Origin of the sequence: Acinetobacter sp. ACNIH2 (assembly GCF_002934965.1) — a bacterium.
GTDB classification, from domain to species: Bacteria; Pseudomonadota; Gammaproteobacteria; order Pseudomonadales; family Moraxellaceae; genus Acinetobacter; species Acinetobacter tandoii.
On record NZ_CP026412.1, the window covers coordinates 2,919,026 to 2,933,949 of the forward strand.

The 14,924-nt window shown below is 39.1% G+C and carries 10 protein-coding genes and 1 pseudogene; all 11 read left to right on the forward strand.

Annotated features, from left to right (window positions below; genetic code table 11):
• The first annotated feature begins 42 nt into the window (after nt 1-42).
• The 11 genes and pseudogenes from hutI to C3F34_RS13815 all read left to right on the forward strand — a co-directional run bounded on the left by hutI (nt 43) and on the right by C3F34_RS13815 (nt 14,922).
• Complete coding sequence (gene hutI / locus C3F34_RS13765; protein ID WP_044740616.1) at nt 43-1,248, forward strand: imidazolonepropionase; 1,206 nt, start codon at nt 43-45, stop codon at nt 1,246-1,248.
• A 10-nt stretch (nt 1,249-1,258) separates the two neighbouring features.
• The gene (gene hutG / locus C3F34_RS13770; protein ID WP_044740633.1) at nt 1,259-2,182 is read left to right on the forward strand and encodes a formimidoylglutamase; all 924 of its coding nucleotides are present in this window, start codon (nt 1,259-1,261) and stop codon (nt 2,180-2,182) included.
• Nucleotides 2,183-2,288: 106 nt separating this feature from the next.
• On the forward strand, nt 2,289-2,954 hold the full coding sequence (locus C3F34_RS13775; protein ID WP_104441856.1) for an HAD family hydrolase: 666 nt from the start codon (nt 2,289-2,291) through the stop codon (nt 2,952-2,954).
• Nucleotides 2,951-3,751, forward strand: a pseudogene (gene murI, locus C3F34_RS13780) (glutamate racemase). Before C3F34_RS13775 ends, murI begins: the two are co-directional and overlap by 4 nt.
• A 330-nt stretch (nt 3,752-4,081) precedes the next feature.
• The gene (locus C3F34_RS13785; RefSeq protein WP_104442358.1) at nt 4,082-5,479 is read left to right on the forward strand and encodes a glutamine synthetase family protein; all 1,398 of its coding nucleotides are present in this window, start codon (nt 4,082-4,084) and stop codon (nt 5,477-5,479) included.
• Nucleotides 5,480-5,808: 329 nt separating this feature from the next.
• Nucleotides 5,809-6,231 (forward strand): DUF2946 family protein, encoded by a 423-nt coding sequence (locus tag C3F34_RS13790; RefSeq protein ID WP_228155368.1) that lies wholly within the window; start codon nt 5,809-5,811, stop codon nt 6,229-6,231.
• A 78-nt stretch (nt 6,232-6,309) separates the two neighbouring features.
• Entirely contained in the window at nt 6,310-8,490 is a 2,181-nt protein-coding gene (locus C3F34_RS13795) for a TonB-dependent receptor (RefSeq protein ID WP_228155304.1), read from the forward strand.
• Nucleotides 8,491-8,946 carry a copper resistance protein NlpE N-terminal domain-containing protein gene (locus C3F34_RS13800; protein WP_044740620.1) on the forward strand — a complete coding sequence of 152 codons (456 nt, stop codon included), beginning with the start codon at nt 8,491-8,493 and terminating at the stop codon, nt 8,944-8,946.
• A gap of 429 nt (nt 8,947-9,375) precedes the next feature.
• Nucleotides 9,376-11,595 (forward strand): OsmC domain/YcaO domain-containing protein, encoded by a 2,220-nt coding sequence (locus C3F34_RS13805; protein ID WP_104441857.1) that lies wholly within the window; start codon nt 9,376-9,378, stop codon nt 11,593-11,595.
• Nucleotides 11,596-12,240: 645 nt separating this feature from the next.
• Nucleotides 12,241-13,557: an NAD(P)/FAD-dependent oxidoreductase gene (locus C3F34_RS13810; RefSeq protein ID WP_104441858.1), complete on the forward strand. Its 1,317-nt coding sequence runs from the start codon at nt 12,241-12,243 to the stop codon at nt 13,555-13,557.
• Between the two features lie 378 nt (nt 13,558-13,935).
• Nucleotides 13,936-14,922 carry a quinone oxidoreductase family protein gene (locus tag C3F34_RS13815; protein ID WP_044740622.1) on the forward strand — a complete coding sequence of 329 codons (987 nt, stop codon included), beginning with the start codon at nt 13,936-13,938 and terminating at the stop codon, nt 14,920-14,922.
• The last annotated feature ends 2 nt before the right edge of the window (nt 14,923-14,924 follow it).

Below are 14,924 nucleotides of genomic sequence, written 5' to 3' on the forward strand. Positions count from 1 at the left end.
TGCCCAATGGTTTAACTATTGGGCAGTTTTGAGGAAAGGCTCATGAAAAAACTTTGGCAGAATTGCCACATTGCGACCATGCAAAATGGGCAATACTCCTACATTGAAGATGCTGCAATTGTCACAGAAGGGCATCTCATTCAGTGGATTGGAAAACAACAACAACTTCCTACCGACACATATTTCGAAACAGTTGACTTAAACGGTGCTTGGGTGACCCCAGGGTTCATCGACTGTCATACGCATAGTGTATTTGGTGGCAACCGTAGTGTTGAGTTTGAAAAGCGCTTACAAGGTGTAAGTTATGCTGAAATTGCAGCGAGCGGTGGTGGTATTGCTAGTACAGTACGTGCAACGCGTGAAGCAAGCGAAGAACAACTATTAAATTCAGCCCTTAAACGTATTCGCTGTATGCAACAAGACGGTGTAACCACCATCGAAATTAAGTCTGGTTACGGACTCAATTATGAAAATGAGCGCAAAATGCTGCGTGTGATCCGTCAAATTGGTGAAGCTTTACCAATGACGGTAAAAAGTACCTGTTTAGCTGCGCATGCTTTACCGCCAGAATACAAAGACCAAAGCGATGCTTATATTGAGCATATCTGTACAGAAATGCTGCCTAAACTGCATGCCGAAGGTTTAGTCGATGCAGTAGATGCGTTCTGTGAGCATTTGGCATTTTCACCTGCTCAGGTTGAACGTGTTTTTAAAACGGCACAATCATTGGGCCTACCCGTTAAGCTTCATGCTGAACAGCTTTCATCGTTAGGTGGCTCAAGTTTGGCAGCACGTTATCATGCTTTGTCGGCTGACCATTTAGAGTACATGACCGAAGATGATGTTAAAGCTATGGCTGAGTCGGGCACGGTTGCTGTGTTGCTACCAGGTGCCTTTTATCTACTGCGTGAAACACAATATCCACCAATCGAAAGCCTGATTAAACATGGTGTGCGTATTGCGCTATCGAGTGATTTAAACCCGGGTACATCTCCAGCACTTTCTGTACGTTTAATGCTGAACATGGGCAGTACGTTATTCCGTTTAACGCCTGAGCAAGCCTTAGCTGGTGTCACCATTCATGCTGCACAAGCGCTTGGTTTAGAGCAAACGCACGGTAGTTTGGAGCAAGGTAAAGTCGCTGACTTTGTGGCTTGGGATATTGAGCATCCATCTGAAATTGTTTACTGGCTGGGCGGAGATTTGCCTAAGCGAGTCGTTCAGCATGGACAAGAAGTTATTTTTTAAACGGTGTCACATGAATCACACATTTAAATGGCAAGGCCGACATGATGGCGAGGGTGAAGCACACCAACGTATTCACCATATTGTGAACAAAACTCAACATGCCGAATTTGCCCTGATTGGTTTTAGCTCTGATGAAGGCGTGAAACGTAACAAAGGCCGAGTTGGTGCTGCCGACGCACCAGATGCAGTCCGCATGCAACTGGCTAACTTACCGATTCATCGTCCAGTGAGTCTGGTCGATTTGGGTACGGTGACTTGTGAATACGGCAATTTAGAGCAAGCACAAAGCGAATTAGCAGAACAAGTCGCAAACAGCCTACAAAATGGTTTAAAACCGATTGTGTTGGGCGGTGGACATGAAGTTGCATTTGGTAGCTTTAGCGGTCTATTCCAATATGTACAAGCCAACGCGCCAGATAAAAAAATAGGCATTATTAACTTCGATGCCCATTTTGATTTGCGTGAAGCAGAGCATGCCACTTCTGGAACACCTTTTTTACAAGCAGCAAGGCTTTCAGAACAGCATCAAAAACAATTTAATTATTTATGTATTGGGGTTGCCAACCATGCCAATACTAAAGTTTTGTTTGATACAGCCGATGCTCTGAATTGTTCATATTTAAGAGATCATGAGGTTAATATTTTTAACCTACCAAACGTGCTTGCAGCGGTTGATGCTTTTATTGAAAAAGTAGACTGTTTGTACGTTACGATTGATTTAGATGTCTTCTCGGCTGCAGTTGCACCGGGGGTCAGTGCGCCAGCTGTAAAAGGAATTGATTTAGCCACTTTCGAAGCAATTTTTAAGCATATTCAAGAGACTGGCAAAATCAAACTTTTAGATATTGCTGAGTGCAATCCAAAATTTGATTTAGACAATCGAACAGCAAAACTGGCTGCGTATATTGTTTATCAATATTTGTTTAATCAATAAGTTAAAGATATATTTTTAAATCAGGTCTTCAGTTAAGGCCTGATTTAAAAGGCTATAAAAAATATAATATAATAATGAAAAATATAGTTTATTTTAGAATTTAAAAATGGAAAAAGCCTTAAAAAAATATCAAGCTATTATTTTTGATATGGACGGTACTCTAGTCGACTCCTTTAGCTTCTTTTTAGGTGCTTTAAATCAACTTTCTACAAAGTATAACTTTAAATCAGTAGGCCTTCATGAGGTTGAGTACTACAAACAACTCACGCCTAGAGAAATTATGAAAGAGATGAAAGTTTCCAGATGGAAACTACCTTGGATTGCTAAGGATTTCATTCGCTTAATGAAAGAAAGAGATCAAGAAATTTATATGTTTGAAGGTATGCAGGATCAGCTAATAGAACTGCATAATCGAGGGTATACGCTCGCAATTATTACTTCAAACTCTAAAGAAAACTGTCAAAATCTTCTGGGTAAAGAACTCTGTGAGCTTTTTGCTCATATTGATGGTGGCTCTTCTGTATTTGGTAAGGCAAAAAGAATTAGGCGTGTTCTCAACCTTTTAAATTTAAGTAAAGAGCAGGTCATTTATGTCGGTGACCAAATGACTGATGGCGAAGCGGCTCATAAAGCAGGCATTGATTTTGCTGCGGTAGGATGGGGTTATACGTCGGCTGAAAAATTAAAAACCATTCAACCCAAAGTTTTGCTCAAAGACTTAGTAACCATGAAAGAATTTTTCCAAATATATGAAATACAGGATAAATTATGAGTAACAATAACAACCCGATTGGAATGATTGATTCTGGTTTAGGCGGGCTGTCACTATTTAAGCACATTCGGCAGGCTCTTCCCAATGAAGACATTATCTATTTCGCGGACTCGAAATATGTCCCGTATGGGGACAAAGAAAGTGACTGGATTGTTTCAAGAACCACTCACTTAATCTCGAATCTTATAAATGACGGTAAGTGCAAAGCGATCGTTGTTGCTTGTAATACCATGACTGCTGTAGCGATTGAAACAATCAGAGCGCAAATAAATGTGCCGCTTATTGCAATAGAACCAGCCGTAAAACCCGCAGTAGCAATGACACAAAACAAGCATATTGCTGTCTTGGCAACTGCAACGACGGTTAAGGGCAAAAACTTAAAAAGTTTAATTAAAACTTACGCACAAGATATTAAAGTGTCTCTAGTGCCGTGTATTGGCTTAGCCGAAAAAATTGAAACAGGTAAAGCACATACCGCGGAAGTTAAGGATTATTAAAAAAATATTTTAGCGCCGTTGGTCGAGCAAAAAGTCGATACGATTATTTTAGGATGCACACATTATCCGTTTGTTTCAGATACGATTCAGGAAATTGTAGGTCATGATATTCAAATTATTGAGCCTTCGGAGGCTGTAACAGCACAACTAATTCGGCAGCTCAATCAATATCATTTAAGTTCTGAACGTACACATGAGGGGAGCCATATTATTTGGACCAGTTCAGACCCATTGAAAGTCGCTGACGTGACTTTTTCTTTGTTAGGTACGCATTTGCCCGTAGAAACTACAGATTTTTAAAGTTAAGAAAAACCTCTAAGCCCAGAAAAATGAGTCTATCCATAAGGGATATAGATTTTTTGATTTCGTAAATTTTTGACTGATGTAATTGGCTAAAGCAGTCAACAAATTTAGTCTGATTTAAAAGCTCGAGATGATTTCGGGCTTTTTTATTTAATTTTATGCAGTCATAAGCCTGAAATGAGCATCTTTAAACAAATAAAATAAAGGTTAAATAAATTTAAATATTTTGTTTTATATGGTTATTTAAAAAATTTACGCAACATTTACGTTACTTCATGGCATGCCTCATTTATCTTGAGTTCATTCAAATGAATAGGGCTAGAGATGATGAGTAGCTTACTCGCGATACAAGATAAACAACACGGTTCGAGAATAAACATCCCCCTTGATCCTTCAACTTTGGATTTAGACGAAATATTGTTTTTAGAAGAAGTAGAGTACTATTTCACTCGATATCCCAATACCAAGCATATTGATATTTGTCTGCATGACATTAATGGCCATATGCGTGGTAAACGAATCGATGTGAGCAGTCTTAGAAAACTGAGTAAAGGGTGTTATTTTCCGCTCTCGATTTATGCGATGAGCCTAGATGGGGAGGTGATAGAAGAAACTGGATTGGGAAAACAAATTGGAGAGCCAGATTATTTTTGCAAACCAGTATTAGGAAGTTTGCAGCCTTGTCCGTTAGAGCCTGAATTGAATGCTCAATTATTATTAAGTATGAAAGAAGGGGGCGCTGATTGCGAATATGAACCGCGAAATATTTTAAAGAACATATTGGCACAACTTGAAAAGCAGCATTTATATCCATGTATGGCTGCGGAATTAGAGTTTTACCTATCCGATCAGAATGCAAATGCAGGGATTATGGTATCTAGCCAATGTTTTGATGTTCAGGCGCCTAATAGCTATCAACAGGTTCTAGATGAAGTTGAATATATTGCTGCTTTGCAAGGTATAAACATTACGGGCATTGTGGCTGAATCATCTGCTGGGCAATATGAAATTAATATTCAGCATATGGACGATATTCTTAAATTATGCGACCAAATTATGCTTTTAAAGCGCACGATCAAACAAGTGGCTTTAAAAAATGGATTAAGGGCCAGTTTCTTAGCAAAACCTGATCTTCATAAAGCAGGGAGTGGTATGCACTTTCATATGAGTCTTTTAGATCGAGCCAAACGGAATGTGTTTCGTATGCAGCCAAATGAATCGGTATCGGCTGAATTATTAAAAGTGATTAGCGGGCTGATTCTACTTTTACCTCCAAGCATGGCGATACTTGCACCTAATATCAATTCTTTTCGACGCTTTCAGAAAGGCAACCATGTGCCTTTAGAGGCAAATTGGGGACTGAATAACCGCAATGTCGCAATTCGGATTCCATGTTCGGATGCTGAAAATAGTCGATTAGAATATCGAGTGGCAGGTGCAGACTGTAATCCATATTTGACCATTGCCGTGATGTTGATTGGAACATTACATGGCTTGACCCATCCTTTAGTCGTTCCTACAGCAACGAACCAAATGAGTGATCCTACTGAACGTATTTTTTTAGCGACAAATCAGTTGGATGCTTTAGCACTGTTTAAAGAAAACCATATTTTACAGAGCTATTTGGGTAAGCGTTTTATGAAACTTTGGTGTGCTGTTAAACGTGCAGAACATCAGCATGTGTATAGTCAAATTACCGCTATAGAACAAATGTGGAATATTTAAAAGCTGCCTTATAGCCACATGAATAAAGTTGAATCGTCTGATAGAAAATTGACTCGCATGGTCGTCAACTGTCCCTGAAATATAATTTTCAAAATGTCGATGTGGAATTATGGATGCCTAAATATCGTGCATCCTCTAAGCATAAAAAACCGATTGATATGGTGATAAAAGAACAAGGTATTCCCAAAATAAGAGGAATAGAACTTTAATTCAGCATTCGATATGGTTGATCAAGAAATGACTTTTAATAGTATTTCGAATTTTAGGAAGAATAATTGATTCAAGTGTTACATCTATGTTAGTTTTCCGCGTTCATCATTTCAGACGGGATAGGATTGAGAGCATCTTTTGTGCTCGCTTTAATAGCGATGTGGATACATGTTGCAGTTTTTTTGCAGCCCTTGTTACCTGAGAAACTGCAAATTGCTCAGGTCTGTATCACTATTGCTGAATTAGCAGTCCAGACGAAAGCAACTCAACAGACTAGCCATCATGCACATGCTGAATCTATGCATGATCTGCAAAATATGCAGCATTCGCCATCTCAGCATCAACATCATTTAGATCATCACTGTATTTTCTGTACGGTATATGGGCATTTAGTTGCTCATTTGAATCTTGGTATCCAAGAAGTCTTTACGCGTATGCAAGTTCGTATGCTTGCATTCCAAAAAGCATTTAAGCACGTCTTTTTTGTTTTACAGCGGCTATTTCTCACTCCTCAAGGGCGAGCCCCACCTTTATTTGCCTAAATTTCACAACATTTTAGTCAGAGAGCTTTTCTAAGCATGAAAAGTTCTCATGGAATTTTACGCATTAAAGGAATTGAAATGTCTCAATTCAAGTTAAATCCGTTCCTTAAAGGAAATGGCGGTATGGTTTCGCCATATGTTCAAACACAGATTAACCCTCGAATTTTTAAAGTTTTATGCAGTGTAATACTCGGTGCAATATCTGGCTTAAATGCTCAAACCAGTCATGCAGCAGAGGTTGAAGCAAAAACAGAAACAACCCAGTTGTCGACCATTACTTTGACTGCTGAAAAGCAGGATGAACGACATACCTCATCTCAGGCGATTACCCAGTTTAATCATGACTTATTAGACGTTCCATTTACAAAGTCCCATGTTTCCAATGAGGACATTCAAAATCATCATGTTCATCGAGTTAGTGATGCTTTGTCATTGGTTAATGGTGTGGTTTATCAAGACAGTTATGGTGGTGGTTTTTGGGATAATTATTCTTTTCGAGGCTTTAGTACAGACCCCAATATGGGCACTATCTATATGCGAAATGGTTTAAGTTCAGTGAGTGGTATTCATACACCTCGAGACATGGTGAATATCCACGCGATTGATTTCCTAAAAGGCCCTATGGCAGCAATGTATGGGCAAGGTGCAATTGGCGGGATTATGAATATCACCACCAAACAGCCCGAATGGGAATCTATAAATAGCCTAAGTGTGAGTGGTAGCACCCTTGAAGAATATCGTGCTGCATTGGATACCACAGGTGCAATGAATCAGGATGTGGCTTATCGACTGGGTTTGGCTTATGAAAATAATCAGAGCTTTCGAGATCAAGTCGATAGCCAACATTATTATATTGCGCCGCAACTGGCTTGGAAGCTTTCAGCGCAAACCCAGTTGAATTTGGATACCGAGTTTGCTCAATCGAAAGGGGTATTCGACCGAGGTATTCCAATGGTTAATGGGCAATTGAACCTGAACAAAAAAACATTTTTGGGCGAACCTAGCGACGGTGATATTGAAATTCAAGATCAAATGGTTCAACTGCGTTTGAATCATGCATTTAATGATGATTGGAACAACACCACGGCAATCACCTATAGTCATGGCGAGCGAGCAGGGACATCGACTGAAATTTCTTCTATCACCGCAGATGGGCAGACCGCAAACCGTTTCCGTCGTTCACGCCAATTTGAAACCGAGACGACAAACTTTCAGTCGATTTTGCGGGGTAAATTGAATACGGGGTCAATTCGACATGAGTTGGTCACGAACATAGAAGCAGGTCACTATACGATTGATCAGTTACAACGCCGTAGTGCCGCGGGAGCATCGAGTCAGATTGATCTTAATCACCCCGTATATGGTCAGAATATTTTGCCATTAACACGAACCACCAAAAATACCAAAGAAACGCAGCAAATGCTGGGATTTAATCTGCAAGATCAAATCTTCTTGAATGATCAGTGGAATGTACTTGTTGGTGGGCGTTTAAATCGTTTAGAACAGCAAATCGATGACCATCGTAGTGGAAAATCTGCTGAACAAGCGTTTACACCATTTACTCCTCGAGCAGGAATCAATTATCAACCAACTGAGAGACTATCTTTCTATACGAATTGGGGCAAAGCATTTGAACTGAATACAGGATTAAATAAAAACAATGACTTGTATAATCCTGAGAAAACTGAAAGTTGGGAAGTCGGTGCAAAATATCAATTCCAAGGCAAAAGTTGGTTGGGACTCACTTATTTTGATCTCGATAAACAACATCTTTTAACCGAAGGAATCAGTGATAGTTATGTTGATAGTGGACGCGTGCAAAGCCACGGGGTTGAATTTGAATTACAACACCAATTGACCGATCAGCTACGTCTCAACGCAAATTATACGTTTACGGATGCATCTATCGTTGAGAGTGAGGTTGAGGCAAAAGGGGCAAGATTAAAGAATATCCCGAAGCATACGGCAAATTTGAGTGCGAATTACCAATTCAACTTTGCGGGATATGATGCAGGCTTGATTGGTCATGTGAATTATTATGGCAAGCGTAGTGCAAACTATATTGATAATGGTACCAGCTTACCTGATTTTACGATTGTAAATGTGGGGGCGTATGCACAACTTCGTCCTGATTTACGCGTGCAACTTAATATTGATAACCTGTTTGATCAAGATTATTACGTTGCTAGCTATACCAATAATTGGGTTCAACCTGGTGAACCACTTAAGGCAACCGCTACCTTGAATTGGACCTTCTAAATGAAAAAAACATTACTGTGTTCATTCGTTTTTGCCAGTTTATGTTTGGGCTGTAGCCAGTCAAAACAAGCTGAACATTCAACCCGTGAAACTGAAAAATCCACAAAAGCTGTAGATCCGCAACTGCAACTGTGGGTGGGGCAATACCGAGGCATTACGCCATGCGTGACTTGTCCTACGTTCTGTGATGGCTGTGAAGGATCAACAATTGACCTTAAATTAAATCAAGATCAAAGCTTTGAATTGATACGGACAGCAAATAGCGGCAACAAGAAGTCTGAAACTTTTAACGGGAAGTTTGCATTCAATGATGATGGAAAGCTCCAGATTCAACTTCATGGTGTGAAAGATCGTAACCTCATCGTATGGGGGCAAAATTATGTGGAAGTTATTGACTCTAATTCGGGGCGACCATTTGATGCATTTGAGGATTTTCAGTTAGAGAAATTGAGTTAGCATATTGTCATCAAAATTGTGATGCCAAGCTTGCATGGGTCGAATTGATCCAAGGACAGACTTTTGATGTTTCCCTGAGAATTCAGGGGAATATCACGATGTTTCATCAATACAGGATTCATCTGTACAGTGAATGCTTACATATTGTTTAGATGTGTTTTGTTTTGAAAAACCGAGCAATTGAATATAGTACATATTTAAAATGTACGGGCTTATGGGAAAAATTGCATAAATCTCAAGATAGCATTTCCACTTTGAGCCAGAAATCTGTAAAATCTACGCGCATTCGTTAAGCCGTTTTTTAATCAGCGCCAAGCCTTTGGCTGATTCTTTTTGCAAACCAATTTCTTCATTGCATTCTGCTTTTAATTCAATATTTTCGACGCTTATCTGTCTGGTGTAGGCATATAAGCATCATTAGGTGCCAACATGGAAATTAAAGTCAATTATCTCGATAACCTTCGACTCGAAGCTAAATTTGATGACTTTACTGTAATTGCTGACCAACCTATTCGCTACAAAGGCGATGGTTCAGCCCCAGGACCATTCGACTATTTCTTAGCTTCTTCAGCGATGTGTGCCGCTTACTTTGTTAAGGTGTATTGCCTTGCACGTAACATTCCAACCGATAACATTCGCTTATCACAAAATAATATTGTTGATCCTGAAGATCGCTATAAACAGATTTTTAAAATCCAAGTTGAGCTACCAGCCGATATTTCAGAAAAAGATCGCCAAGGGATTTTACGCTCGATTGACCGTTGTACAGTAAAGAAAGTGATCCAAACAGGACCTGATTTTGTCATTGAAGAAGTTGAAAGTATTGATGCAGATACACAAGCGCTTTTAATGCCGAATCTGGCGTCTGAACACTTGACTCATATCACAGGCAAGGACTTACCTTTAGAGGAAACTATTGCCAACATGTCAGGCTTATTGGCGAACTTAGGCATGAAAATTGAAATTGCGTCTTGGCGCAATATTGTGCCAAATGTATGGTCGTTGCATATTCGTGATGCGCATTCTCCAATGTGTTTCTCTAATGGCAAAGGTGCAACGAAAGAAAGTGCTTTAGCTTCAGCCTTGGGCGAGTTTATTGAACGTTTGAACTGTAATTTGTTCTACAATGATCAATTCTGGGGTGAAGAAATAGCCAATGCCGAATTTGTACATTATCCAGATGAAAAATGGTTCCAACCTGGTCCAAACGGTGAATTACCACCAGAGATTCTGGATGAGTATTGCAAAGCAATTTATGATCCTGAAAATGAACTTTTAGGCACGCATTTATACGATACCAACTCAGGCAATATCGAGCGTGGTATTTGTTCATTACCTTACGTGCGTCAGTCAGATGGTGAAGTGGTGTACTTCCCAACCAATTTGATTGAAAACTTATATTTAAGTAATGGGATGAGTGCAGGTAACACGCTTGCAGAAGCGCAAGTTCAATGTTTATCCGAGATTTTTGAACGTGCAGTGAAGCGTGAAATCATTGAAGGGGAAATTGCACTTCCAGACGTACCTGCGGATGTACTGGCGCAATATCCAAGCATCATTGAAGGGATTAAAGGCTTAGAAGAGCAAGGGTTCCCAATTTTGGTGAAAGATGCATCATTGGGCGGAAAGTACCCAGTGATGTGTGTCACCTTAATGAATCCACGGACTGGTGGCGTATTTGCTTCGTTTGGTGCTCATCCAAATATGCAAGTGGCGATTGAACGTAGCTTAACTGAATTAATGCAAGGTCGTAGTTTTGAAGGACTAAATGATTTACCACGTCCAACTTTTAGTTCGCAGGCGGTCACAGAACCGAACAACTTCGTAGAACACTTTATCGATTCGAGTGGCTTGGTGTCTTGGCGTTTCTTTAGTGCGAAATCGGATTATGATTTTGTCGATTGGGATTTTAGTGCTGAAGGACATGCGAAAAATGTTGATGAAGCCAAAATCTTGTTTGATATCCTCAAAGATATGGGCAAAGAAGTTTATATGGCTGTTTATGAGCATTTAGGTGCTACAGCCTGCCGTATTTTAGTGCCTGGCTATTCAGAAGTTTATTTGGTTGAAGACTTAATTTGGGACAATACCAATAAGGCGTTGTGGTTCCGCGAAGACACGCTGAATTTACACCGTTTAGATGATGAGCAGCTTGAAGCCTTGGTTGAACGTTTAGAAGAAAGCGAGTTGGATGACTACACCGACATCAAAACCCTGATTGGGATTGAGTTTGATGACAATACGGTTTGGGGACAACTTACGATACTTGAACTCAAGCTGATGATTTATTTGGCTTTACAGCAATTTGAAGAAGCCAAAGACTTGGTTGAAACTTTCTTGCAATACAACACCAATACAGTGGAACGAGGTTTATTCTACCAATGTTTAAATGTTGTGTTAGAAGTTGAACTCGATGATGACATGGAACTTGAAGATTATGAAGTCAATTTCCGCCGTATGTTTGGTGATGAACACATGGATGCAGCCGTGGGTTCAGTCGATGGTAGTGTTCGATTCTATGGTTTAACGCCAACCAGTATGAAACTTGAAGGGTTAGATCGTCATCAACGTTTACTTGATAGTTATCAAAAACTACATGCTGCACGTGCCAAATATTCGAATCTTGCCAAAGTCAAATTGTTGGCCTAATTGATTTAATTTGAGTTGCAATAAACCTAATAATTTTAGTCATACCTCTTGAAAAAGGGGTGTGACTTTTTCTTGCTGTCATTATTAAAAATGGTCTTATTTAAGCACCAAGATTTGTATATTAATGGCTGACTTTTAAATGCAGCATATAAAAAACTATTCAAAATTTGGGGCTATTTTGAGTTTTAAAACCATAATTTTCTAAGTGATCCATGTCAGAAGTTCTCCTGATAAACGAAGCCAAATGCAGGGTAACTTTTTCCTTTATTTCATAAATATTGCTTATTTTGATTAAAAAAAGAACATTTGAAAGTTGAATAGTATATTAAAAACTTAGAGCTTTATCTCCTTTGTTTTCATAAAATTTATATGCGTTTTGAAAATTTAGTCAAAATATACTTTTGAAAAATAAATAAAAATAATAATTTTAATTTTCATGTTGCTGATATTTAAAATTTAATCTCGCCTCTGATCTCGTTAAATTTTTATCATTATTTATTAAATAAATGTTCACTATCATTTATTTGTATTTTATTATTTTGCGATACATTTTGATACAACTCTAAGCGCAATGGAACGCTAGACAATTATTTGATGATTATGAATCGAATGTTTCCTAACCATCAAACAATTGGAGAAACAACAATGCAACTGGAAAACAAAAATTGTAAGAAACGCATCGTAATTGTCGGTGGTGGAGCTGGTGGGCTCGAACTCGCGACGCGTTTAGGGAACCGTTTAGGTAAAAAAAATAAAGCTGAAATTATCTTGGTCGATGCAACTTTAACCCACATTTGGAAGCCACTTTTACATGAAGTGGCTTCAGGAACATTGAATTCACATGATGATGAATTGAATTACTTTGCACATGCCAATAAAAATCATTTTGAGTTTTTTTTGGGGAAAATGATCAATATTGATCGCACTGAAAAAAAGATTCAACTTGCGGAATTAAGTTCTCATCTAGGTGAGCAAATTGCGCCATGTCGTTCTATTGCTTACGATATTTTAGTTGTTTCGGTAGGATCGACTTCAAATGACTTTAATACTGAAGGCGCAAAAGAACATTGTGTGTGCCTGGATTCGCGTGCTCAGGCAGATTATTTACAGAAAGAGTTTTTAAATCTATATCTCCAAGCTCAAGCTAATACCCTAATTGAAGATACGCAGCGTAGCTTACTGAATATTGCGATTATTGGTGCAGGTGCAACAGGGGTTGAATTGGCAGCGGAATTGCATTTCGCGGCACATCAATTTTGTAAATATGGTTTAGATAGTATTCAACCCGATAATGTGTGTATTACCTTAATTGAGGCGGCTGATCGAGTATTGCCAGTGCTGAACTCTAAAATATCAAGTTTGGCTGAAGCAGAATTAGTCAACATGGGTATTCAGGTCAGAACCAAAAGTCGAGTACAAAAAATTGATGAAACACATATTTATTTTGATGATGGAACGCAATTAGCTGCTGACTTAAAGGTTTGGTCTGCGGGAATTAAAGCGCCAGATTTTCTCAATAACATTGCAGAATTAGAAACCAATCGTATTAATCAACTCATCGTTAAATCGACCTTGCAAACGACACGAGATGATTCAATTTTTGCAATGGGGGATTGCGCGAGCTATACACCAAAAGGCAAGGAGCGTCCTTTAGCACCGCGTGCTCAAGTCGCCAATCAACAGGCAATTTTTTTGGAAAAAGCCTTAGCGGCTTATATCACTGGTCAACCACTTCCAGAATTTGTCTTTAAGGATAAAGGCTCACTCGTGTCTTTAAGTGACCGTAATAGTGTTGGACATGTTATGGGCAATATCAATATTGAAGGGTTTGTTGCTCGTTTAATGTATATGTCATTGTATCGGTTTCATCAAATCGCTTTGCATGGATTATTTAAAACCAGCATTCTGATGTTAAAGGATGTTTTATCTAAGTCGGCTAGACCACAATTAAAAATGCATTGATATTTCACAGATAAATTTAGTTTATTGATATAAAACGGTATAGCGATTAGCTCAAATTTGAGCTAATCGCTACTCTGTTATTGGGTTAATGATCAGGTTGAATTTGAGCTTATTTTGTTCTTATGCAAATTTTCTTGAAATTCATGATCATTGTGCGTGCTTTAATTCAATAATTTTCATGTTTTATATCGTCTAGGGACGCATAAGAGTTTCAAGTTATGATTTCGACAGAATTGTAGTCTGCAGCTATCCTTACTTATGCCATGTCGTAAAATGCTAAATCAATGTCGTCTAATGCGAAGTTGTCACCCTAGCTATGTTGTAGTTTGAGTACATGCTTCTTTAAGCACCGAATAAGAATACGACACGGATAGTAAAATGACGATGAATAAAGCAATCAGGTTCTATGAAACAGGAACCCCAGAAGTAATGCGTTACGAGGATATAATAGTCGGTGAACCGGATACTGGGCAAGTAAGACTGCGACATGTAGCCGTTGGTTTGAACTATGCTGATACTTATTTTCGTGATGGTACTTATCAAATTCCTTTAGCCAATGGTATGGGGGTAGAAGCTGCAGGTGTAATTGAAGCTGTGGGTAAGGGTGTGACCGACTTTAAAGTTGGGGATCGTGTAACTTATACGGGGTTTTTAAATACCTTAGGTGCATATAGTACGGCACGTTTAATTGCAGCAAATGTTTTAATCAAATTACCAGAAGAAATTTCCTGCGAGACAGCAGCTGCAATGACCATGCGCGGTTTAACTGCTAGTTATTTAATGCGTCGAATTTATGACTTTAAGGCAGGAGATACAATTTTATTACACGCTGCGGCAGGTGGTGTGGGTTTGATTGTGGCGCAGTGGGCAAAGTTACTTGGTTTGACCGTTATTGGCACAACCTCTTCGGATGCAAAAGCTGCGATTGCCAAAGCACACGGGTGTGATCATGTAATTAACTATAGCCATGAAAATGTTGCAGAGCGTGTACGTGAGTTAACCAATGGTGTTGGTGTTAATGTCGTTTTTGACAGTGTAGGTAAAGACACCTTTATGTCGTCTTTAGACTCGTTAAAACGTCGTGGTTTAATGGTGTGCGTTGGTACGGCATCAGGGCCGATTCCAGACTTCAACCCAGTTTTGCTGGCACTAAAAGGCTCATTATATATTACCCGTCCAGCACTCGCAGACTACATTGCCGACCCAGTGGAGAAACAAGCTTTAGCCAATGAACTGTTTGATCATGTCGCAAGTGGTCGAATCAAAATTGAAATTAATCAACGTTATGAACTGAAAGACGCAGTACAGGCACATCGTGATTTGGAATCACGTAAAACCACAGGTTCTTCTATTTTTGTAATTTGAAA